The 22,873-nt window shown below is 47.8% G+C and carries 24 protein-coding genes and 1 pseudogene; 14 read left to right on the top strand and 11 right to left on the bottom strand.

Annotation, left to right across the window (positions count from 1 at the left end; all coding sequences use genetic code 11):
- Positions 1-268: 268 nt before the first annotated feature.
- The 9 genes and pseudogenes from V3C63_RS10685 to V3C63_RS10650 form a co-directional block, all read right to left on the bottom strand.
- Positions 269-637 (bottom strand): hypothetical protein, encoded by a 369-nt coding sequence (locus V3C63_RS10685; RefSeq protein WP_329887855.1) that lies wholly within the window; start codon positions 635-637, stop codon positions 269-271.
- A 135-nt stretch (positions 638-772) separates the two neighbouring features.
- The gene (locus V3C63_RS10680) at positions 773-1,141 is read right to left on the bottom strand and encodes a DUF1667 domain-containing protein (protein WP_329887853.1); all 369 of its coding nucleotides are present in this window, start codon (positions 1,139-1,141) and stop codon (positions 773-775) included.
- A gap of 12 nt (positions 1,142-1,153) precedes the next feature.
- Entirely contained in the window at positions 1,154-2,428 is a 1,275-nt protein-coding gene (locus V3C63_RS10675; protein ID WP_329887852.1) for an NAD(P)/FAD-dependent oxidoreductase, read from the bottom strand.
- A complete protein-coding gene (locus V3C63_RS10670) occupies positions 2,409-3,914 on the bottom strand; it encodes an NAD(P)/FAD-dependent oxidoreductase (protein ID WP_329887850.1) in 1,506 nt (501 codons plus the stop codon). The genes V3C63_RS10675 and V3C63_RS10670 overlap by 20 nt, the downstream gene beginning before the upstream one ends.
- A gap of 126 nt (positions 3,915-4,040) precedes the next feature.
- The gene (locus tag V3C63_RS10665) at positions 4,041-5,582 is read right to left on the bottom strand and encodes an FGGY family carbohydrate kinase (RefSeq protein WP_329887848.1); all 1,542 of its coding nucleotides are present in this window, start codon (positions 5,580-5,582) and stop codon (positions 4,041-4,043) included.
- Positions 5,583-5,599: 17 nt separating this feature from the next.
- Positions 5,600-5,866, bottom strand: a complete 267-nt coding sequence (locus V3C63_RS11870) for an HAD hydrolase family protein (protein ID WP_425355388.1) — start codon at positions 5,864-5,866, stop codon at positions 5,600-5,602.
- Between the two features lie 97 nt (positions 5,867-5,963).
- Positions 5,964-6,398, bottom strand: a pseudogene (locus V3C63_RS10660) (HAD hydrolase family protein); the annotation flags it as partial.
- A 355-nt stretch (positions 6,399-6,753) separates the two neighbouring features.
- Positions 6,754-7,221 (bottom strand): serine hydrolase domain-containing protein, encoded by a 468-nt coding sequence (locus V3C63_RS10655; protein WP_329887859.1) that lies wholly within the window; start codon positions 7,219-7,221, stop codon positions 6,754-6,756.
- Positions 7,222-7,274: 53 nt separating this feature from the next.
- Positions 7,275-8,327: a sugar-binding transcriptional regulator gene (locus tag V3C63_RS10650; protein ID WP_329887846.1), complete on the bottom strand. Its 1,053-nt coding sequence runs from the start codon at positions 8,325-8,327 to the stop codon at positions 7,275-7,277.
- A gap of 303 nt (positions 8,328-8,630) precedes the next feature.
- Here V3C63_RS10650 and V3C63_RS10645 point away from each other — a divergent pair, with 303 nt between their 5' ends.
- Entirely contained in the window at positions 8,631-10,016 is a 1,386-nt protein-coding gene (locus tag V3C63_RS10645; protein WP_329887844.1) for a sn-glycerol-1-phosphate dehydrogenase, read from the top strand.
- A 57-nt stretch (positions 10,017-10,073) separates the two neighbouring features.
- Entirely contained in the window at positions 10,074-11,624 is a 1,551-nt protein-coding gene (locus tag V3C63_RS10640) for an FGGY-family carbohydrate kinase (RefSeq protein WP_329887843.1), read from the top strand.
- A 182-nt stretch (positions 11,625-11,806) separates the two neighbouring features.
- Here V3C63_RS10640 and V3C63_RS10635 read toward each other — a convergent pair whose 3' ends face one another.
- Entirely contained in the window at positions 11,807-12,139 is a 333-nt protein-coding gene (locus V3C63_RS10635; protein WP_329887841.1) for a hypothetical protein, read from the bottom strand.
- Between the two features lie 156 nt (positions 12,140-12,295).
- Here V3C63_RS10635 and V3C63_RS10630 point away from each other — a divergent pair, with 156 nt between their 5' ends.
- The 11 genes from V3C63_RS10630 (at position 12,296) to dhaL (ending at position 20,106) form a co-directional block, all read left to right on the top strand.
- Complete coding sequence (locus V3C63_RS10630) at positions 12,296-13,207, top strand: FGGY-family carbohydrate kinase (protein ID WP_329887840.1); 912 nt, start codon at positions 12,296-12,298, stop codon at positions 13,205-13,207.
- Positions 13,208-13,231: 24 nt separating this feature from the next.
- Positions 13,232-14,053: a sugar phosphate isomerase/epimerase family protein gene (locus V3C63_RS10625; protein WP_329887838.1), complete on the top strand. Its 822-nt coding sequence runs from the start codon at positions 13,232-13,234 to the stop codon at positions 14,051-14,053.
- A 95-nt stretch (positions 14,054-14,148) separates the two neighbouring features.
- Positions 14,149-14,292: a hypothetical protein gene (locus tag V3C63_RS10620; protein ID WP_329887837.1), complete on the top strand. Its 144-nt coding sequence runs from the start codon at positions 14,149-14,151 to the stop codon at positions 14,290-14,292.
- Between the two features lie 47 nt (positions 14,293-14,339).
- The gene (locus V3C63_RS10615) at positions 14,340-14,831 is read left to right on the top strand and encodes an FGGY family carbohydrate kinase (protein WP_329887836.1); all 492 of its coding nucleotides are present in this window, start codon (positions 14,340-14,342) and stop codon (positions 14,829-14,831) included.
- A 23-nt stretch (positions 14,832-14,854) separates the two neighbouring features.
- Positions 14,855-15,175, top strand: a complete 321-nt coding sequence (locus V3C63_RS10610; protein ID WP_329887834.1) for an FGGY-family carbohydrate kinase — start codon at positions 14,855-14,857, stop codon at positions 15,173-15,175.
- A 30-nt stretch (positions 15,176-15,205) separates the two neighbouring features.
- Positions 15,206-15,973 carry an SDR family NAD(P)-dependent oxidoreductase gene (locus V3C63_RS10605; protein WP_329887833.1) on the top strand — a complete coding sequence of 256 codons (768 nt, stop codon included), beginning with the start codon at positions 15,206-15,208 and terminating at the stop codon, positions 15,971-15,973.
- Between the two features lies 1 nt (position 15,974).
- The gene (locus tag V3C63_RS10600) at positions 15,975-16,691 is read left to right on the top strand and encodes a histidine phosphatase family protein (protein WP_425355386.1); all 717 of its coding nucleotides are present in this window, start codon (positions 15,975-15,977) and stop codon (positions 16,689-16,691) included.
- Between the two features lie 290 nt (positions 16,692-16,981).
- Positions 16,982-17,749 carry a triose-phosphate isomerase family protein gene (locus V3C63_RS10595; RefSeq protein WP_329887831.1) on the top strand — a complete coding sequence of 256 codons (768 nt, stop codon included), beginning with the start codon at positions 16,982-16,984 and terminating at the stop codon, positions 17,747-17,749.
- A gap of 137 nt (positions 17,750-17,886) precedes the next feature.
- Entirely contained in the window at positions 17,887-18,288 is a 402-nt protein-coding gene (gene dhaM / locus V3C63_RS10590) for a dihydroxyacetone kinase phosphoryl donor subunit DhaM (RefSeq protein WP_329887830.1), read from the top strand.
- A 71-nt stretch (positions 18,289-18,359) separates the two neighbouring features.
- Positions 18,360-19,373 (top strand): dihydroxyacetone kinase subunit DhaK, encoded by a 1,014-nt coding sequence (locus tag V3C63_RS10585; protein ID WP_425355385.1) that lies wholly within the window; start codon positions 18,360-18,362, stop codon positions 19,371-19,373.
- An 82-nt stretch (positions 19,374-19,455) separates the two neighbouring features.
- A complete protein-coding gene (gene dhaL, locus V3C63_RS10580; protein WP_329887829.1) occupies positions 19,456-20,106 on the top strand; it encodes a dihydroxyacetone kinase subunit DhaL in 651 nt (216 codons plus the stop codon).
- A 389-nt stretch (positions 20,107-20,495) separates the two neighbouring features.
- Here the strand turns inward: dhaL and V3C63_RS10575 are convergent, their stop codons facing one another.
- Entirely contained in the window at positions 20,496-21,614 is a 1,119-nt protein-coding gene (locus V3C63_RS10575; protein ID WP_329887827.1) for a glycerol dehydrogenase, read from the bottom strand.
- 205 nt (positions 21,615-21,819) lie between these two features.
- On the opposite strand from V3C63_RS10575, the gene V3C63_RS10570 reads away from it, so the two are divergent.
- Positions 21,820-22,839: a Spx/MgsR family RNA polymerase-binding regulatory protein gene (locus tag V3C63_RS10570; RefSeq protein ID WP_329887825.1), complete on the top strand. Its 1,020-nt coding sequence runs from the start codon at positions 21,820-21,822 to the stop codon at positions 22,837-22,839.
- Positions 22,840-22,873 lie beyond the last annotated feature (34 nt).

The raw sequence follows: 22,873 nt of genomic DNA, 5'->3' as shown, positions 1-22,873 counted from the left end.
TGTAAGATGTTTGTAGTGACTCATAGTTTCTCCTTGAATATTGGATGTCTTTGCAAACACCATTATACCAAGGCTATGAGTCATTATTTATTTGTTGCACTTAGATTATAAATTCAGGCATAAAACAATAAAGAAGCGAGACTCAAAGTAAAAGGAAAGCCAAATATTACCTATTACCTTACCGAGCCATGCTGCAACAAAGCCAATGATTGCACTAATGAAGATTAAATAAATTCACTCACTTTTCTGTGAACTGTATCGTGGAATTTTACGAATTTTTCATTTCAGAATTGACCGTCACCGAATATAATGCGGACAATAGCGAAAATAATAATGACATTGATGGCTCCAGCGTCGATCGACTTGTGAAATAATCCAAATAACATAAGTGAATGACAACACCAGCTATAGCAAAAATACCCGATACAATTGGAACTGAGATGTCATTATAAGCATTTAAGCTTTTGAAAATATCTGCTCCATTCAGATTATGTTTGCGTATTTTTAATGCATAGGCAGTTCCTGCGACAGCAACGGTAAATGCCACAAATGGGATAAATCCAGAAGTCAAACAATTAAACAACACTTCATTATTTGGAAACATATAAACAGCAATTGCTAAAAATCCGGCGAGCATGCATTCTTCAAATGCACTAACTAAAGCGCCAATGATGCCGGTTCAGAATGCGCAAATAATCATAAACAGATTCATACACCTTTTCTCCTTTCAGCCTTGGAGCCACACTAATTTGTTATTTAGCGCTTTTGGACATCATTTAGCGTTAACATCGCGCGAAGCGATTAAATCAACATTTGTTCCACAAATATTCGGACAAATCACTGTACCAACGGTCACCGGTGCATCAACTGAGATATTGCAGATGGCTTTCACACAATCAAAGATTTTACTCTTCGGAATCGCTTCCTCTGTGCGCACCGGTAGCATCACAAGTTCCCCGCCGTTGATACGGACGGTCGATGTCACCACACGTTTTGGCAGTGTGAATTCATCCTCCGCATAGTTTAAGCCGCGCTTGCAGGTATAACCTTTGATGTCTGTGATTTCCTTACTCTCATGCGTGACGGTAATCTGACACCCTCTTGGGCAGCTCGTGCAAATGATTTTCGTTTGTTCGCTCATTTTTTCCTCCGCCTACGCTTCTTCAACAGAAACCAAAATAACCTTTTGACCAGCTGTGACGTATTTCGCCGGCAGCGGCACCATTTCCATCGAACCTGGCGCAATAATATCGCGTTTGTATGATGCGAGGACTTCGCCTGCATCGTTCATCACGATAAGTTTGATGTGTTCCTTCGGTTCTTTCACGCGCATGTACAACTTCACAACTTTTTCGTCTACCGATGGCTTCGACGTGATCTGCTGCGGCACAACATATGTGATGTTGTTGCCCGGTTTGACCGTAATCACTTCATCAAGAGCATCAATTTTCCCTTTGACATATCGCGCTGCACTGCGACCAGCCACCTGCGCTTCAGCTGACACATTATCGACCAGATCGTGCACCTGTAGGACATTGCCGCAGGCGAAGATCCCCGGCACGCTCGTGCAACGGTTCTCATCGACAACAGCTCCTTTTGTCACCGGACTCATTTCAATGCCGATGCCCTGGGACAATTCATTTTCCGGGATCAGCCCGACTGATAACAAAAGCGTGTCACATGTCACACAGATTTCCGTTTCTGGAACAGGCTGAAGATTTTCGTCGACTTCCGCAATTGAAACCACCTCAACCCTATCTTTCCCGCGAATCTTCGTCACTGTGTGATTCAGATACAGCGGAATGTCAAAATCGTCGAGACACTGTACTTTATTGCGGATCAGCCCGGAGGAAAACGGCATCATTTCAAGCACGCCTTTGACATTGCAGCCTTCGAGAGTCATCCGACGAGCCATGATCAGGCCGATATCGCCGGAACCCAAAATGACAATTTCCTTACCCGGCAGATAACCGTCGATGTTAACGTAGCGTTGCGCCGTGCCGGCTGTCATGACGCCAGCCACGCGGTCGCCTGGGATCGTGATAGATTCGCGGGTACGTTCACGGCAGCCCATCGCCAGAATAATCGCACCTGCTTCGACTTCGAAAAGGCCGTCTTCGCGGTTTTCCGCCGTGACAACTTTGTCCGGTGTGATTTCTATGACCATCGTCCCGGTCTTGATATCGATGTTCGGCTGTTTTTCAACTTCCTTGATAAAACGCGTCGCATATTCCGGGCCGGATAATTCTTCTTTAAAATACGTTAAACCAAAACCGTTGTGAATGCATTGTTCCAAAATGCCGCCCAAACGGTCACTGCGTTCAAGCACCAAAATGTGTTCAACATCGTTTTTACTGGCTTCAAGCGCCGCTGACAAACCTGCCGGACCGCCGCCGATCACGACAATATCATAATTCAATTTTTTCATGATCGATGCCTCCTTTAAACAAGAGTAAGTCTTTCGTCTTGCCCATCAGGATGTTAGAACGGCTGCCGCGTTTTGTTACGTCGAGTGGATCAATGCCCAGTTCTTCGTTGAGAATATTGACCACACGCGGGCCACAAAAACCGCCTTGGCATCTGCCCATCCCCGCACGCGTTCTGCGCTTGATCGCGTCGATGTTGCGTGCTGGAATCGGCCGTCGAATCGCGTCAAGGATTTCACCCTTACTAATAGTTTCACAGCGGCAGATGATTTTTCCGTAATCCGGATTCTGCTTAATCAATTCGCTGCGTTCTTCTTTCGAAAGGTCGCGCAGAACAATCGGTTTCAGTCGAATCGGATTCCAATCCGGCTTTTCTTTGAGAATGAGATCCGCGTATCCATTGACTTCGTGGACAATGTCGTCGACCATTTCCGCAACTGCCGGTGCGGAGGATAAACCTGGCGACTGAATGCCAACCAAGTTAATCATTGTCGGCACCGTCTTCGCGTGACCGATGATAAAATCTTCCGTGCTAGATGCCGGGCGCAAACCCGCGAATGTCGTGATAACGTCACCGCCGCGTGGCAGTGCCGGAAACAATTTATGGATGTCTCTGGCATAAATGTCGTCAAGACCTTCCTGCGTCGTCGAGAAATCTGTTCTGTCATCGATTTCCACCGCATTCGATCCGCAAAGCAGATTGCCTTCAGTCGTTGGGACGATAATCATCCCTTTAGAGACCGGTGTCGGCGGAGAGTAAACGCAGTGATTGACGTAGCCGCCCCACTTTTTATCGTACAGAAAATATTCTCCTTTGCGCGGATGAACGTAGAAATCAACATCTTCGACCATTGCCGCAATCTTGTCGGAATACAACCCAGCACAATTAATGACGACTTTTGGTTCAAACGTACCGACTTCCGTATCGACACGCGCGATCTTGCCGTTTTTCGTGTGGATATTTGTCACACCGGCGTTAAGCAACACCTTGACGCCGTTTATCACCGCGTTTTCCGCAAGTGCCATCGTCCATTCAAACGGATTAATAGTACCGGTATTTGAATCGTACAGACCGAATTTAACATCTGGGTTTATGTTCGGTTCTAGCCGCATCATTTCATCATGATCGACAATGCGCACCCCTTCCAGGCCGTTTTTCTTTGCGTTATCGACTTCTTCTTTCATCGTCTTCAGATGACTTTCTTCGAAACCGGCAAACACAGAGCCCGTGTGGCGGAAATCAACATTTAATTCCTTGCATAACTTGTCATAAACCTTTGTATCGGATTTCAGGCACATCTGACCCTTCAGCTTACTGCCATCGATGTTATAGCCGCTGTGGATCATGGAAGAATTGGCCTTGCTGGTGCCCATACAGATGTCACTTTGTTTTTCAACAAGCGTAATGTCCAGATCGTACTGCGAGAGCTTTCTCGCCACCGCAGATCCGATGACACCAGCGCCGATAATCAGTATATCGGTTTTCATGTTTCTCCTCATCTCGTGATTGAACTGAACTATTACTTTTTTACCTTCAACTCAATTATAGAGAGCTATGATAATAATTTCTAAATAGAAAATATCTTTTGTTCGATTATTTTCTATTTTCGCAAATCAGTCATCACCATATTTTTTTCGGATTTCCTGTGTACCTTTGCCCCAGACTTTCAGGGCATTGATGCAGTTCATCCAGCCGGCGTAGAGTTTTTCTTTCTGAGCTTTCGGCATTTCCGGTTTAAAGAGTTTTTCAGATTCTCTGGCTTTCTTGATATCGTCAAAACTCGTCCAGAAATCAACCGCAAGACCCGCCATAAATGCCGCACCGGCCGCTGTCATTTCGACACTCGTTGGACGGTCAACATCAATCCCGCAGATATCCGCGTTAAACTGAGCGATCAAATCGTTCTTCGCCGCGCCGCCATCGATTTTTAAAGTCGTGATCAGTTTGCCGGTATCTCGAACCGTTGCATCAACCATATCACGGGTCTGATAACCAAGGGAATCAAGTGCCGCTAAAATAATGTCGTTCTTGTCAATCCCACGTGTCAGACCAAAAATCGCGCCTTTGGCGTTCGCGTCCCAATACGGCGCACCGATCCCGGAGAACATCGGCAGGAAATACGCCGTGCCTCTCGGCATTTTTGCTTTTTTCGCAAAAAATTCTGAATCCGGCGTTCCTTCGAAAAATCGCATTTCGTCACGCAGATACTGAAGCGTAGAACCAGAGTTCATGACAACACCTTCAAACAAATACGTAATCTTGCCATCAATGCCCCATGCGATGCTGGTAAGCAAGCCAGAATCCGATTTTTTTGGTTCATCCCCAATAATGGAGTCAAATACACCAGCAGTCCCAAATGTCATCTTGCAGTCGCCTTCTTCAAAACAGGCCTGCCCGAATGTCGCGGCCATCTGGTCGCCGAGAATTGCCGTAATCGGTAATGGTTTCTGGAACGTCGTCCCAACATGAACTTTGCCAAAGTTGCCCATGCTGTCACAGACCTCGGGCATCATTCCACGCGGAATATCAAATTTGTTCAGGAGTTCCTGATCCCAATCGAGGGTCTTGATATTGAATAACGCCGTACGCGAAGCGTTACTGTAGTCCGTTTTATGGGATTTTCCTCTTGTCAGATTCCACAAAATCCAACAGTCGATATTACCGTAATAGAGTTCGCCTTGTTTCGCGCGGTATCTCGTTCCTTCAACATTGTCAAGAATCCACTTAACTTTCAGCGCGGAGAATTCCGGGTCGCAGACCAAACCGGTTTTATCTTTAAGCACTTCTTCATAACCGTCCGCGCGCATCGCGTTGTAGCCATCGACGATTTCCTGGCGATTGTCCCCCCAGACGATCGCATTGTAAACCGGCACACCCGTTTCCTTGTCCCATATGACACAGGTTTCTCGCTGGTTTGTGATGCCGATCGCGAGAATATCATCATCATCTACACCAACCTGTCTTTTACATTTGTTGATGACTTCGGTCGTCGTCGCCCAGATTTCCTTCGGATCCTGTTCTATCCAGCCCGGATATGGGTAATACTGATTGAATTCATTCTGCGCGATGCTGACCGGCGTACCTTCGTGATCGAATAAAATCGCGCGAGCGCTTCCGGTGCCTTCATCAATCGTTAAAATGTACTTTTTAGCCATAATCGTTACCCCTCGTTTCATAAGGAATTTTTATTTCGAAAAGCATTCTTATGCTTATTCGACCCTTTGATAAGCCGCAAGAGTCCGATTCGGATCGTCAAAATCCGCAAGCAAGTTTTTATCACCTTGATTTCGCCGTCATCCATACGGCTGTTCGTCACATAACGGCAGATGTTTTTGACGGCTTTCTGCACATTGACTACTGTGAAACTGTATTTCACCTGCTTGAGCATCTCTAAGTCGTTTATATTGTCCTCCACCGCAAGCGTCTCTTCCGGCGCGATGCCAAACCGCTTTTAAACAGCTTCGATCGTCGTTCCCTTCGAAACTTGTTTTGACATGATATCCATCACGCGCTCTCCAGAGCAGGCAATCGAAAACTTAGGCGCTATTTCGGCATGAATGATTCCGCCAGCGTTTCCTCGATATAATCTTTTCGGTGAATTGCAATTTTGATACACGGCTGTGATAATTTAACAAATCGTTAGTCATTTCGCAGTCGAAGTGGTAGGCGTTATGCATCGCTTCGAAACCTTTCTCGTCACCACGCTCAAAATAACAGATTTCACCGGTATTGTACATGCTCGAATATCCATCCATCGCTCGAACATCGCGGACAACATCCGCTACGTTTTCTGCCGCTATGGATTCCAGCAAAATATTCTCGCCTTGATACGCCGCATAAGCGCCGTTTTCACACACGGATAAGATACCGTTCGCGACCGGTGTGAACACTTTTTCGAGATTACTTCTCGGCCGGCCACTACAAATACCGAATAGCACCCTTCGATCCATCAACTTGCGTAGCGAATCGAAAAAACGATCTGGTAGTTCCTAACCATATTCCGAAAACAACGTGCCGTCGACATCTGTTTCAAATAATTTAATCATACGCTTCCTCTTATACTCTTAAAGCAGTAGCAAAATCGTTTCCCAAACCAGAACCAATATTTCCTAAACGTCGCGATGCATGGCCTGTACTGCAAAGACCGCTTCCTGTTCCGGCAGAACGATAATGAATGTCCTTCTCGGCCGTACGGCCGGTACGTGCCAGACACCGAATTCATCCAGAAGTAATAGCCGTAGCCGCAATGTTCATCAGCAACTTCGCCCGTCGGATCCGAGTCCCATCGAGGTGCTCTAGTACCAAGCGACTGCCAAAGTTTATCGATTAAATGATCGCGTACACTGCAACCGACCACCTTTTCAAGCATACGTCCGGCAACATACGGCGCGAGATTACCGTAACAAAACGCTCTCCAGGATTGCACGTCATCAGACAGGTAAAGGCGTAACGCAGCCCTTCGTTTTTCATGGCATATGACACCGCTTTGCCCGTCTCGCCGCGCAGATATTTGCGATCGGCTGCCATCATGTGTGCCGTGCCGTGACCAGATGTCATGGTGAGCAAATGTTCAAGTGTCACATTGTGCCAACGCGGATCAACCTTTTTCGGCAACAGCGCTTCAAAGAAATCCACCGGTTTATCATCTAGACGCAAAAGTCCCAAATCAATCGCCATGCCGATTCCCGTCACTGTGAACGTTTTGGCAATGGAGAAAACATTGTGAAGCACTGGCCTGCCGAGCTGCTCAAAACCAATAACTTTACCGCCCTGAACCGCCCTTACTGCATCGATATCTAAGTGCCGTGCTTGATTTTCGTGAATAAATTTTTTTATGTGAGCATGGTTTATTGGTCGAATTTTGAATAAACATTTTCGCCAAGATCTTTTTCCAGGTGATGCAGTTCAAAAATTTTTTCCGCTAACTGATTGTCAACAATGAGCGTATCAATTAATCCGCCTTTAAGCGCGCTGTATACCGTATAGGCTTTTTCAACACCGGAAGCCACTGTGATCTTTTGTTCAATCCGTTTGAAACGATTAAAATCCATCGACAGCATCCGATCGATCAGATCAGTCTGGCATTCCCGACCTTCTGTATCGAAAAAATGTAACGCGATGTCCCCAACGACATGCTGCTTTTGGAGTTTTTTTAGATCTTCTGGATTCAAATAGTCCGGCTTGGATAAAATAGAATTCAATTCTGGATAGAGCGAGCCTATGCCCGCGATAGAAATATTAATCTTGTCAAACATATCATAAACTTTGGCGACGTCTTTTTCTTCTCTCAAGAGCTTCGCTAAAACTGGTGAGCTGACCATTGCGTTTGTCGGCAAAGAATAATTCTTGCCGCTGAAAGCTTTTGCGATACGCCGGATCAGCACGCGCACATCCCACTCATTAACGTAATATGACAAACTGCCATGAAGTGTAACAAACGTTGCAGGAATACGCTGTGCAGGATTTAAATAATTGATCATATGGTAAATCGTGCTTCCCCAGGTGATGCCAAGTATATCATCATTCGTGATAATGCGCTGCAAATAACGAGCCGCTTCCAGTGCGACGAGCTTTTTGACGACTTCCCCGTCGCTCAGATTATTGAAGGATTTCTCATCGATGGACTGTTCGTCAACCGCCGGCGCAATCACCACATCCATTAACCCAAAAATCTTTTTAAAATCTTTTTCGAGTTTTAAGCATTCGACAAAAGAATCCCGAATAACAAATTCAATAATATTTTTTTCACGCCCTTTTTTGAGCAGTCGCGAAACCGTCGTGACAGAAATCCCCAACTCTTTCGCAATGTTGCTCTGGGAAATGCCGGAAAGGTAATACATGTACGTAACTTTAATAATTAAAAAAGAAGATTGTTCATACTTATCCAGTTCTTTTGCCATCAATAATCTCCCTTTCCCAAAAGTTTATATGACTATTTATATGACTATTTTTTGATATTGTATTCTATGATTTTTACAATTTTCAAGATAGAAAAAAATTTCAACTCGAGAATATGAAGAAAACCTGAAATCAATGGCCAAAAATTTACTATTGAAAATAATTTCTCAATGGAGGAAAATCGTTTTCTATTATATACTAATATTAACTTCTGTAAACATTAACAAAAGGCGATTTTTTATCATTGTACTCAATGATTATCATAACAAATATTACAATTTTTAATTAAAGAAGGTGTTTCAAGCATGAAGTTAAGAGACATGTCAATTAATGAGCTCATCACGATCGATTACAACTGCAGCTGCGGACGGCATCACCACATGGCCATCGATCACCTGGCAATTGGCAAGGGCGCGGTGAACAAACTGCCGGAATTCCTCGCCGATCAAAAGCGCAAAGACAACACGCCGTTAACCAAGGATGACAAAATCTGCGTGGTCGCTGATATCCACACCTGGCCGGTCGCCGGCGAACATGTCTACAACCTTGTGAAGACATGTGGTTATCCGGTCACCTCTTACATCTTCCAACACGAAATCATGCACACGACAGAAGTGTTCATCAACGAACTCGATAACGCCATGCCGAAAGACGTTGTATTGCCCTTCGCGGTCGGCTCCGGGACGATCAACGACTTGACGCGGATGGTTTCCTTCCAGCGGAATATTTCCTATTACATCATCGGTACAGCACCATCGATGGATGGCTTTGCCACGGACGTCGCGCCTGCGACAATTAATGGGCTCAAGTGCAGTCTGCCGGCGCACTGCGCCAGTGGTATCATCGGCGATACAGATTTTCTCTCGACTGCGCCGGACAAAATGATTGCGGCCGGCATCGGTGACATTATCGCCAAATATATCGCCATCAACGACTGGCGACTATCTTACATCATCAACGACGAATACTATTGCGAAGAAGTTGCGGAACTAATGCTTAACTCTACCGACAAAGTCGCGAACAGCGTCGCCGGGCTTGTTAGCGGCGAATCAAATGCCTTCCAATACCTGATGGAATGCCTGGTTCTCATCGGTATCGCCATGGGCTACGTCAACAACTCCCGTCCAGGTTCCGGCGCGGAACATTCCATGGGTCATGTGCTGGAAATGAAGGCCGCGCTTAAGGGCGAATACGGCGAACTGCATGGCACTTCCGTCGGTATGGCGACTTGCGTCATGGCTGACATGTACAAAAAATTCCTCACCCTGGATATCGACTACGATAAGGCCAGAGCACACGCAGAAAAATTTAACTACGGCAGTTGGGCGACAGAAATCCGCCGGGTCTTTGGCACGAGTGCGAACCAGATCTTCAAGGTTTATGAAAAAGCACAGCAATCCAACCCAGAAAATGTCAAACGACGTATCGACCGCATTGAAGCTAACGAATATCAAATCCGCGCGATTATCACGGAAACCGTGAAAAAAGCGGAAAAAGCCTCGGAATACATCGACGCGATGCACGGCATGACCTCACCGCAACAATATACGCTTTTCAGTAAAGACGAATTTCGCGATATTCTCTCCTACACGAAAGAACAGCGTGATCGCTACGCCGGATTGCAGTTCTTCTATGACCTTGGAGTCCTCGATGAACTGGTCAGCTACATCATCAATAAATACTACGGCTGATCATTTAAATAATAAATAGCACACCTATTTTGGAGAATATGGAGAAAGGAACTTGTTATGGCAAACTATTTTATGGGGATTGACGCTGGCACTGGCAGTGTTCGCGTCGCAATTTTTAACGATCAGGGACACATCATGGCCTACGATGTTAAGGATTATCCGTCCTATTACCCAAAGAGCGGCTGGGCCGAACAAGACGACAGAGACTGGTGGAACGCCCTGGCCACGGCGATTCCGGCCTGTGTCGGAAAATCTGGCGTCAACCCGAACGATATCATCGGCATTTCCTGCGACGGGACTTGTTCGACAACGCTCTTTTTAGACGCAAACGGCAAGTCTGTGCGCACACCGATTCTCTGGATGGACGTCCGCGCATCGGAAGAAGCGCAAGCTATCTCTGAACTCGGCAAAGACTGCAACGCAATCAAATTTTATCGCTCCGGTGTTCCGGCGGAAAGTTTGATCCCAAAATGCATGTGGGTCAAAAAGCACGAACCGGAAACTTGGGAAAAAACTGAAACTATTTTCGAATTTACAGACTGGCTCCATTGGAAATTATCCGGAGTCAAAACCGCCAACCGTTCCGTCGCCGCTTTCCGATGGCTGTACGATGACAAAAACGGCGGCTATCCGTTAGACCTCTACAATGCCATCGGCCTCAAAGACATCACAGATAAACTGCCAAAGGATGTCTTAAAAACCGGCACACCAATTGGTAAAATTGATCCGGAAATCGCGAAGGAACTTGGACTTGGCCTTGATACGATGATCGTTGAAGGCGCACTTGACGCTGTTTCCTGTATGGTCGGCATCGGTAGCGTCAAGCCGAACGGAATGGCGCTCATCGGCGGCACTTCCAGTTGCTTGTTCGGCCTTTCGATCAACGATTTCCACGAAGCTGGCGTCAACGGTACATATCCAAATCTGCTCTACGACGGGGCGAGCCTCGTCGAAGGCGGTCAGGCTTCCAGCGGTGGGATTTTGAACTGGTTCCGCCAGAATCTCGTGCCAAAAACCTGGGAAGAACAGGCCAAAGAACGCAATATGGGCATTTACGATTTCATCGCAAGGCAAGCGGAAGATATTCCGATCGGCAGCGACGGCCTCATCATGATCGACTATTTTCAGGGCAACCGCGCACCATATTCCGATTCCAACGCCAGAGGTATGTTCTGGGGATTGTCGTTGGGTCACACAACGGCACACATGGCACGTTCTGTTATGGAAGGCGTCGCCTACGGCGCGAATCACTGCATTCTGTGCATGAAAGACGCTGGTTACGACGTCAATGAAATTTACGCCTGCGGTGGTCTCGCCGAAAGCGATATCTGGATGCAGATGCACGCGGACATCATCGGTGTGCCGATGTACACGACGCGGGAAAGTCAGAGTGCCGGTTGTCTCGGAGACTGCATGATCGTCACCATCGGTTGCGGGATTTACAAAGATCTCACAGAAGCCGCCGAAAATATGGTCAAAGTCGACAAAAAATTCATTCCAAACGCAGACAATCACAAAACTTACCAATATTACATGGACAGCTACGTTGAAACCTGGCCGCTGATGCGGGATCTTGTGCACCGCATGGTCAAACATATTAATCAGTAACCATATATTTACTATTATTAAAGGAGATAATAAATGGCAAAATATTACATCAGTTTTGACGCTGGCACGCAAAGTGTCAAAGTCGTTCTCTACAACTTGGAAATGGAATGTATCGCGGAAGCGAGTTATCCGACAAAGATTTACTATCCATAGCCCGGCTGGGCTGAAATGAACGTAGATGATTACCTCCAGGCAATCAAACTCGGGATTCGCGACTGCGTCAAAAGAGCAAAGGAAAAAGGCATAGACGTTTCCCAATCCACGCCATTTTCGGTGATGGCATTATCTGCGGCATCTTTGGTATCGATAAAGACTTCAACGCCATCACACCATATATCTTTTACGTTGATACCCGCACGCAGGATGACGTTGACGCAATTAACGCGATAAAATTCGACATTTAGGCTAAAGAAACCGGCAACGCTGTAGCGAACAGCATGTTTCCGGCGATGTTCGCACGCTGGTTTCTCAAAAATAATGTAGCCTTCCAAGATCGCGGCGTCAAATTCATTCATAGCGCACCGTACTACCTCGCAAGACTAACGGGTCTTAAAGTCGAAGACGCTTTTGAAGACTGGGGTGTCATGAGTGGTTGGGGCATGGGCTACAACATTTACAAAAAAGAATGGTCACCCGAGTAACTCGACATCCTGGGGATTGATCCGCGCTATATGCCGAAAATCGTCAAACCTTGGAACATCATCGGCACAATCACAAAAGAAAACGCGAAATTCAGCTGTCTCCCGGAAAGCACGCCGATCTGCACTGGCGTCGGCGGCACGATGCAATCCATGATCGGCTGCGGCCTGACAGATATTGGCAAAGCGGTGGACGTTGCCGGTACAGCGTCGATGTTCTGCGTTTCGACTGACGGCATCAAACCAGAATTATCCATACCGGATTCTAGCCTGATCTTCAACAGCGGGATGCTTCCGGACACGTATTTTTACTGGGAATATATCTGGGGCGGTCTTGCACTGCAGTGGTTTCGCGACAAAATCTGTAAAAAAGTTGGCAATAGCGCTTATTACGATGCGATGTCGGATGAAGCCAGTAAGATGCCGCCGGGTGCGAATGGCGTCATCTTCTTGCCCTATCTGACTGGCGACGATGGTGATCTAAGTAACGCTTTTGGCGGATTCCTCAACGTTACAGCTGAGACCAATCAAGCTACGATGTGGCGTGCGGTGCTGGAAGCGATCAGCTACGACTACATGGGCGTTACGGACATTTACCGCGCGGGTGGCGCTAATCTCGACCAGATCACTGTCGCGGAAGGCGGCAGCCGCAGCGATCTATGGAACCAGATCAAAGCCGACATGCTCAACAGCAAAGTCACCACGCTGAAAAAAGCTGGCAACGCTGTCATGACCAATATCGTCATTGCCACGTATGCAGTTGGCGATATCACGGATCTCGAGGGTTCGCTCGATTCGTGGCTCGAAGTCAAGAAAGTCTACGAACCAAATCCGACAAATACCGAATATTATCGCAAAGTTTACAACATGCGAACTCAACTCGTTCATGAAGAAATATCGTCAAGCTTTGATCTGCTGGAAAAAGTCCGCAACGAAAAAATCTAACAGCCATTTGACAAGGGGAATATTATGATACATTCTGTCGCTATTTCTGAAATGGTCGGAACGCATTATTTTTCGCCGCTCAAGGGTGACTTTAAAACCTGCATCGACCAGGCCGCACAAATCGGCTACGAAGGTGTTGAAATCCACGTACGCAATCCATTTACCGTAGATTATAACGAACTGCATGATTATGCACTCAGCAAAGACGTATGCATCACCTCGATTGGTACGGGCATGGCCTACGGCTATGACGGCCATTACTTCACCAATCCGGACGCGCTCGCCAGAAGAGAATGCCAGCGCGTTTTCAACGGTTTTTTGGAAGGAGCGAAAATCTGTGACAACGCCATCATCCTCTTTGGCTTAATGAAAGGCCCGCTGCCGGACGACAGACTGCGCGATCTCTACAAAAACATTTTGTTTGAAGCGCTACAGCCCTGCGTCGAAACGGCCGACAAACTCGACTGCGACATCACGATTGAAGCCATTAACCGTTTCATGGCAGCGTATCTTTGGTCGGTTGAAGAAACAATGGAATTTGTTGAACGTTTCGATTCGCCGCACGTCACAATTCATCTGGATACTTTCCACATGAATATCGAAGATAAGAGCATACGCGATGCGATCATCCGGAGCAAAGACCGCCTCGGCTATTTCCACATGTCGGATTCCGACCGGTGCTATCCAGGTCACGGCCACATTGACTTCAAGGAAATCGTCGATACGCTCTATAAAGTTGGTTTCTGCAAAGGCGACGACATCTGGGCATTTGAATACGACTCGATTCCAGACACGATCACATCTGCTCAGCTCGGCCTCGACTGTATCAAAAGTTACGAACACTAATGCGATACGCCATTGAAATGTAAGCAGAAGATGAATAATTCCTTACTGGATGTAAGGAATATTAACTATAACTATATCGTAATAGGATGAACTAAATGGCTCAATATATCTGCGGCGTTAACGCCGGCACAACTGATACAAAAATCATGATTTTTACAGTTGACGGCATTCCTGTCAGCCATGCTCATAAAGAATATCCATGTCCTGGTTGGGTCGAACAAGACTCTTGGGAACTATGACACGCCATCTGTGAGATCACACCGAAGGCTCTCACCAAAAGCAGACATTGATTTCGAAAGAAATCGGCTCGATCGTCATTTCTAGTCAACGCGGCACATTCTTCGCCACTGACAAAGACCGGAACCCAATCGAAAATTCCATCGTCTGGAGCGACAGCCACGCTATTAAAGAAATCAAATGGATCGGCGACACCATCGGCGCGGAACACTATCACGAAATTTCCGGCGCGGCCATGACTTCTCTCTGGGCATACGCGAAATACAAATGGGTGCATGACAATAAACCCGCACTTTACGACAAAGCGTGGAAATTCGTCAACAGTCAGGAATGGCTGCTGCATCAGCCCAACTCCGATGAACTTTTCACCAATCCATCTTCCCTCGCCTTAAATGGCATAATGGATGTTAAGACGGATGTTAAGACCCTCGACTGGTCAGATAAACTACTCGACGCAATTGGCGTCAGCCGCGATAAATTGCCACCAATCAAGGAACCGACGCGTCAGGTTGGCGTCGTTTCCAAAATCACCTCCAATTAGGACGGTCTTTTGACACGATTCGCTTGTCCGGCGGTGGTTCGAAATCACCGACTTGGCGTCAGATTCAGGCGGATATGTATGGCTGTCCAATCGAAGTTTTGGAAACGGCGGACTGCGGTCTTGTCAGTGCAGCGGCAATCGGCGCAACGGGCGCAAATATTTACAAGAATCTCAAGGAAGTCTACAATCAAATAGTACATCTGAAGAGCCTCATTAAACCAAACATGACCAACCACAAACTCTATACGGATATGTTTGAAATCTTCAGAGACACATTCCTCGCGCTGCGTGACACAAAGATCTACGACCGATTGAACGCACTGTCCAACAAATACTGGTGTTAATAATTTTATCAAGAGGAAAAGGAAAAAATTATGTTTGAAGTTTCGCTCAAAGGAAAAGTTGGCTTAATTACCGGTGCAAGCCAAGGCATTGGCCGCGCCTGCGCGTATAAACTCGGGGAAGCGGAAATCGACAGCCTCGTCATCGTCGATCTCGTCAAAGGCGAAGCTGGTGAAGAAACGCAGAAAACGCTCGAAAACATGGGCGTCGACGTCAAATACATCACTGGTGACGCATCGGTCGAAGACATCATCAAAGGATCTGTCGATCTCGCGGTGGAATCCTGGGGTCACCTGGACATCATCGTCAACGTCGCGGGAATTTCCTACATGACGAATCTCGAAACCACGAGCTTTGATCAGTGGAACAAGGTCATGGCCGTCAATCTACGCTCGGTATTCCTGACCATGAAATACGGCAGTGTTCAGATGAAAAAGCAAAAGTCCGGCTCGATCGTCTCGATGTCGTCCATTTCCGGCGTCACGGGCGGCAGCACCGGCCCAGAGTACAGCGCGTCTAAAGCCGGCATCATCGCATTGACGAAATTTGTCGCAAAACAGCTTGGACCGTACAACGTCCGCGTTAACGCGGTGGCGCCTGGAACGATTACGACCGATATGATCGAATGCAACTATTCGAAACTCACGGACGAACAGCGTCAAAAGAAACTCGATGCAATTTATATGAAACGCCTCGGTGATCCGGCGGAAGTCGGCAAAGCTGTATTGTTCCTCGCCTCTGATATGAGTAGCTATATTAGCGGCGACACGCTTATGGTTACTGGCGCGAGGATGAGTTAACATGACTACGCTTTACCTCGTTCGGCACGGCGAAACCTACGAAAACAAAAATCATAATTTCCAAGGAATAATGGACTCGCGTCTCATCCCTCTGGAACTTAAGCAGGCGGACGCGCTGGGCAAATTCTTTGCGGACATTCATTTAGATGCTGCCTTTACCAGTCCGCTCAGCCGAGCACGGCGTACGATGACCGGCGTGCTCACCCATCACCCGGAGGTGACACCGGTTGTCCGCGAAAAGCTCCACGAAATCAAAGGTGGTAAGATGACGGGTCTGTCGTTTGACGAATGTAATAAGCGCTTCGACAACATCCTGATGACCTTTCAAAGTCGACCGTCTGCCTTTGCAGCACCGGCGGGCGAAAGCATTCCGGAGGTATACCATCGGTTCACCGCTCGATCGCTGAGAAAAATATCAGTAAAAATTTCGTCGTCGTCTCCCACGGCACCGCAATTCAGACTTCGCTATCCTACGCCAAAGGCATTAATGAATATCACATCCGATCTGATTTTTTGCCGAACGGCTCAATCAGCAAGTTTACTTTCACGTTTGATCATACCAAACATATCCAGGAAATCATCACAGATTACACTGGGAAGTTGGCAAAATAGCACAACCACCTATAAAAGCGGTGTGAGAAAATTTCCGCACTGCTTTTTTAACATTTCAATCACGACGCGCCGTGCCAACTCTCTTGTCAGTAGGGCTTCAAAGTAGGACTTCAAATTAAAATGCCTCCCCCTGAAGGGGGAAAGCTGCATAGTGAGTGGTATACTACCTGTGAAAAGGCAATGAATTTTACTGTCAGTTGTAGATACAACTGGCAGTATTCTTATGCCGCTGCATGGTACTATTCATAATACTCTACTGGTGTCAGCAGATTTAGGTTCCGTTGAATTCACCATATGTTTTGTAATGGTAGTGTAAAATATTTTACACTACCTAATTTTAAGCCTTAAGCGCTAAAGTTATAATGAATTTATATTTTGTAGAAGGGATAGATCAAAATGAAAAATTTTATTGTTGGATCTGGTTGGAAAATGGAGTTATCCTATCAAAAAAGCATAGAAGTTGCCAAACAACTCGATAAAAATTTAGCAAATTTTCATGACTTTCCTGTTGTCATCTTCCCATCATTTACTGTCCTTTCAGCTATTAAGCAGACAATTTCTCCCCACTCGGCACTAAAAATCGGTGGTCAAGATCTTTCTTGGGAAGAATATGGTCCCTATACCGGGGAGATATCAGCCGCCATGCTGCTAGATGTTGGCTGTCAATATGTCGAAATCAACCATCAAGAAAGGCGAAAATATTTGCATGAAGATAATCAAATGGCTAATTTAAAATTAAAAGCAGCCCTCCGAAATGGCCTGAAACCATTCCTATGTATAGGTGAAGAAGAAAAAGGAGATCAAAATCAAACAGAAAATTTTATTAGTTCACAGTTAAAAGAGCTTTTAAATACTATTCCAAAATTCGAAGCAACAAACATCACCTTTGCCTATGAGCCAAAATGGGCAATCGGGCAATATGGTTTGATTGAATTAGAACATATTCAAAATATGCATGCATTAATTCGCAATTGTCTTTCATCTTTATATGATGATGCCCTTGCTCAAGGCATAAAAATTGTTTATGGCGGCGGCATTACCATGGAAAGTTATAAGGATATTTCTAAATTGCCGGACGTGAATGGACTCTTCACAACACGATGTGGTATTAATCCAAAAACTTATACTGAATTAGTTTTACAATCTGCCCAACTAATAAATTGAGTCCGAAGATAGGGATGGGCGGACAAAAAAAGTATTCAATGCTTTCAAAATATTGCAAGGATTTTTACCAAAAATTCTGGTACGATATACAAAGAAATTCATACATTACAAAACAAATAATTTTATAAGGAGCGTCTATGGCAAAGACAGGAATGATCATTGTGTCCCATAGCGAAGAGATTGCGCGCGGCGTTGTAAAACTCGCTGGCGAAATGGCCAACGATCAGGTAATCATCAAAGCGGCCGGCGGCACCGGCGACGGGCGGCTTGGCACCAACGCCCTGCTCGTTCAAGAAACCATCGAATCTTTGGCAGCCTGCAGAAGCATTCTCATTTACTGCGATCTCGGTAGCTCGGTAATCAGTAGCGACACGGCCATCGATATGCTGGATGACGATGACTTACAGGATAAATGTCGCATTGTCGACTGTCCACTGATCGAAGGAGCATTTTATGGTGCGGTTCAAGCGTCGATCACCGATGACCCCGACCGCATCGTCGCTGAAGCCGAAAAAGCCCGCGAACTGCACAAGGGCTGATCGCCAAAGTTTTCTTTGTTTGAATCGGATCTGTTCCGTTCATGTATTAATTATTTGGGAGGTAATTTATTATGGTTATGAAACGTCTCATCAACGATCCCTATGACGTCGTTGAGGAAATGCTCGAAGGCTATTGTGCCGCACATGCATCTTACGTCAAAATGGACGACACAGAAGAAGCTCAGGGCCGTGTCATTCTGGCGAAGGACGCCGGCACGAAAGACAAAGTCGGTGTGGTCATCGGCGGTGGTTCCGGTCACGAACCGCTGTTCCTCGGTTATGTGGGCGATGGCTTTGCCGATGGCGCCGTCATCGGCAACATCAACACGTCTCCCTCACCGGATCCGTGCTACGCTGCTGCCCGCGCTGTGGATAATGGCAAAGGCGTCATTTTCCTCTATGGGAACTATGCCGGCGACGTGATGAACTTTGACATGGGCGCAGAACAGGCCGATGAAGATGATGATATTCGCGTGGAAACCGTGCTCGTCACCGACGACGTGGTCTCCTCCGACAACATCGCCGACCGCCGCGGTATCGCCGGAGACTTTTTCGTTTTTAAAGCGGCTGCTGCCGCCGCCGCCATGGGTAAGGATCTCGATGACGTTGTCGCTGCTGCGTCCAAATGTAACGATGTGACCCGCTCCATGGGCGTGGCCATGTCCTCTGCAACTTTGCCCTCCAAGGGAGGCCCGATCTTCGAAATGGAAGACGGCGACATGGAAATCGGCATGGGTATCCACGGGGAACCGGGGATCCGCCGTGGAAAGATCGAGCCGGCCGACGCCGTCATCGACGAAATCATGAAGCCCATCCTCGAGGATCTGCCCTATCAGGAAGGCGACGAGGTTTATGTTCTCGTCAACAGTCTGGGCGCAACCCCGCTGCTCGACCTGCACATCTGCTTCCGCCGTGTGGCCCAGATTCTCGAAGAAAAGGGCATCAAGCTTTATAAAGGGCTGGTCGGTCCCTTCGCCGCCTCCATGGATATGGCCGGCATGTCCGTCACGCTGGTCAAGCTGGATGACGAATTAAAAGAACTGCTCGACTATCCCTGCGACGCCCCATACTTCACCCAAGTTTAACCTTTCGGCAAATCACCGGGATCGGCGACCTCCGGTCCCGGTTTCTTTGTATTCTTAAAATTTATATTCAAAGGAGATCCATATGGCTGAAGCACTCAGCAAACAATATTTTATCGCCGTCATTAAAGATCTGATTCCCTGGTCGGAAAAGCGCAAGGAATACTTTACCGATCTGGATTCCGCCATCGGCGACGGCGACCACGGCATGAATTTATCCATCGGCTTCCGGGAAGTCGGTGCCCATGTGGACGAATGGTCTGCCGAAGGCGTCGCGTCTTTCTACAAAAAGGTTGGCAAGGCCCTGCTCGACAAGGTCGGCGGCTCGGCCGGCCCGCTCTATGGCAGCTTCTTCATGAAGTTCGGCGTACCCATTAAGCAAAAGGGCGCCGACGAAGGCGCCAGCTTCGACGAATTTGTTGAGATGATGGACAAGGCCGTCGCCATTATTCAAAAGCGCGGCAAATCGACCATTGGCGAAAAAACGATGAACGATACCCTGATGCCGGCTTTCGACGCGTTAAAAGCGGCCCACGATGCCGGCGACGACATGAAGACCGCCATGGGCAAGGCCGTCGAGGCTGGCAAAGCCGGTCTCGAATCCACCCGCAACATGATTGCCACCAAAGGCCGTGCCATGCGTCTGGGCGAACGCGCTATCGGCCATCTCGATCCCGGTGCTGCTTCAACCGCAGAAATGCTTGAAATTTTTTATAAAAACATGCCCGACGTTTAGATTGATTTCAAAAATACAGAAAAACCCCGAACGCCATTTCAAGTGTTCAGGGTTTTTTTTGATGCGCAGACACTTTCATCCGCATGAATTTTATTTTTTAACAAAAGCCGCGCTTCAGGACGGATTGTCAGAACGGCAATCACTAAGACCCGACCGGGCGACAGCAGTCATCCCCTCATCCGTCACGCCTTATTTTCCTCTGCATCCTTTGGAAATGGCCGACAGGCGATGTTGCGGCGCTCGTCACTGCCGATTCGCTTTCGCTGCAGACAGGTGTGACATCCTTATCCTTTAACCGTCTGTCGCACAATGGTCCCATTGTGTCAGCCGCGCATTCAAAAACACATCGTCTCTCCGCGGAGAAGGCGATGTGTTTCTTTGATAATCCGTTATTTGCCCAAACGTGTGCGCATATTGCGTCCCAAACAATCGGCCTGCAAAATCGCTTCAACCAGCACTTCCGGTGCCGTGGCCTTGGGCACCGCCGCAATATGCTTTGTGGTAAACGCCTTTTGAGCCGCCCGCATCAAACGCTCTTTGTCGTCCGATGATAAACCGATATCGGCAAGGGTCACCGGCAGGCCCACCGCCAGATTAAAATCCATCACCTGATGGATGGTTTTGCGCGGCCAGTCTTCAAGCACCAGCTCGCACAGCGTGCCAAAGGCCACAATTTCCCCGTGACTGGCATCCTGACATTCCGACAGCGCGGAAAACCCGGAATTCAGCGCGTGCGCCGCCGCACAGCCCGCCGATTCCACGCCGATGCCCGACAACAACGTGTTCACCTCGATGATATCCTCGACATCCTGGGTCAGACGATGATCCACCACATCCCGATAGGCCTTGACGCCCTTGGCCATCAGCGTGGTGTAGCACAACTCTGACAGGGCCATGGCCGCCAGCGTGGTTTGATAACCATCCCCCACACGATTTTTCACGTCGTGATCCACGTGTGCCTTCGCTTCAAAATAAGTTGAAAGCGCATCCCCCATGCCGTAAGCGAAGAAGCGGGCCGGCGCATCCACAATCACCTGGGAATCCACCACGATCACGTCCGGGTTGCGCTTGTAATAGATCGAGCCGGCGTGCTCCCCGGCCGCCGTATACGTCGCCGAAAGCGCCGAAGTCGGCGCGTCGGTGGAGACAATGGTCGGGACCATCACAATGGGCAGCGCCAATTGGATGCCCACGTATTTGGCCGCATCGAGCGCTTTGCCGCCGCCGATGCCGATCACCGCTTCAGCACCGGCCGCCTCAGCCGCTGCCGTCAGGCGCTTGAGCTCTTCCATATCGGTCTGCCCGCCAAACTTTTCGCAAATCATCACGCGATCTGCTTTCTCAAATTCAGGCACCAGCGTCCTGCGAACCCGTGTCATAAAAGACGGTGTCGTCACAGCATAAACCGTTTTGCCGTAATCCGCCGTATACGCTTCCAAATGCTGCATTTCGCCCGGCCCCTGAAAATATTTTCCCGGGCTCTCAAAGGCGCGCGTTTTCGTTGTCATAAAAGCCTCCCTCATTTTTTACTAGTATATCATCAATTTTGATCTAACTGAACATTTATCGCGCCATCTTATTTTTATTTCATTCACAATCACCGTTTTTTTTGCGCAGGATTTGTTTTCGTGCTATAATGCATGCGCGCCTTCTCCAAGGCGAGAGAAGTTTTTTCTTATTTTCACTTTTGATATTGATCCCTGAGGAGTTTTTATGACAACAACTACGCTTTTTCTCGTCCGCCACGGCACGACCGCCCTGAACGAAGGCAATATCTTTCAGGGCGCCATCGACGAACCATTGAACGCCTTGGGCCTGTCCCAAAGCCGGTTATTATCCGACTATTTTAAAGATATTCCCATCGATTTGGGCGTCGCCAGTCCGTTAAAACGCGCGCGCCAAACCCTTGGCTGCCTGCTGGCTGGCCGCTCGGATGTTCCGGTTATCACAGAAGCCGGCATCAGCGAGATTAACGGCGGTGTGTTGGAGGGCCGGTCTTTTCAGGAGCTCAGTGTGCTGACGCCGGAAATTATCGACGCCTTAGACCATCATCCCGGCCGCATCGATACCCGCTTTTATGGCGGTGAAACCGGAGAAATGGTCTATAACCGTGTGCGCGATACCATTTTAAACCTCATTGATGCCCATCATGGAAAAACACTGGTGATGGTTTCCCATGGTTATGCCCTTTCTGCCTGGATCAATTTTGCCAAGGGCATCTCTGCTTTCGACATGGAGCACGTGACTTTGGACAATGTCTGCGTCAGTCGCTTCGACATCGATACCGACCACCACATCATGACGGCATTCATCAACGATCATCACCACCTAACGAGCACAACGCGTTGCTCCCTTAACTACGATCACATCACACCTCATCCGCTCTTTATCCATTATCCTCGGTGCAGCACCTGTCAAAAAGCGCGCCGTTTTCTGGATGACCATGGCATCGCCTATCAGACCCGGGATATTGTGGCAGATTCCTTGCGCAAGGAAGAGCTTTTGGTGTTAATGGATCGATTCGACGGGGAAGATCGCCGATTTTTCAACACCAACGGCCAGCTCTACCGACAACAACAGCTTAAAGACCAGCTGCCGGCGATGGACCGCGATGCTAAAGTGACCAAGCTTGCCGAAAGCGGCATGCTCGTCAAGCGGCCGCTACTCGTCTTCAAAGATCGCGTCTGCGTCGGTTTCAAAGAAGCCGAATGGCGCGAAGCGCTGGAGTTTTAGTGTGCCCGCCCGACTTTCCATGCGCCAAAAATAA

Origin of the sequence: Pseudoramibacter faecis, from assembly GCF_036289405.1 — a bacterium.
In the GTDB taxonomy this organism is placed as follows: Bacteria; Bacillota; Clostridia; order Eubacteriales; family Eubacteriaceae; genus Pseudoramibacter; species Pseudoramibacter faecis.
The sequence above is the reverse complement of the archived record's forward strand: the minus strand, read 5'-3'. Positions and strand labels throughout refer to the sequence as shown.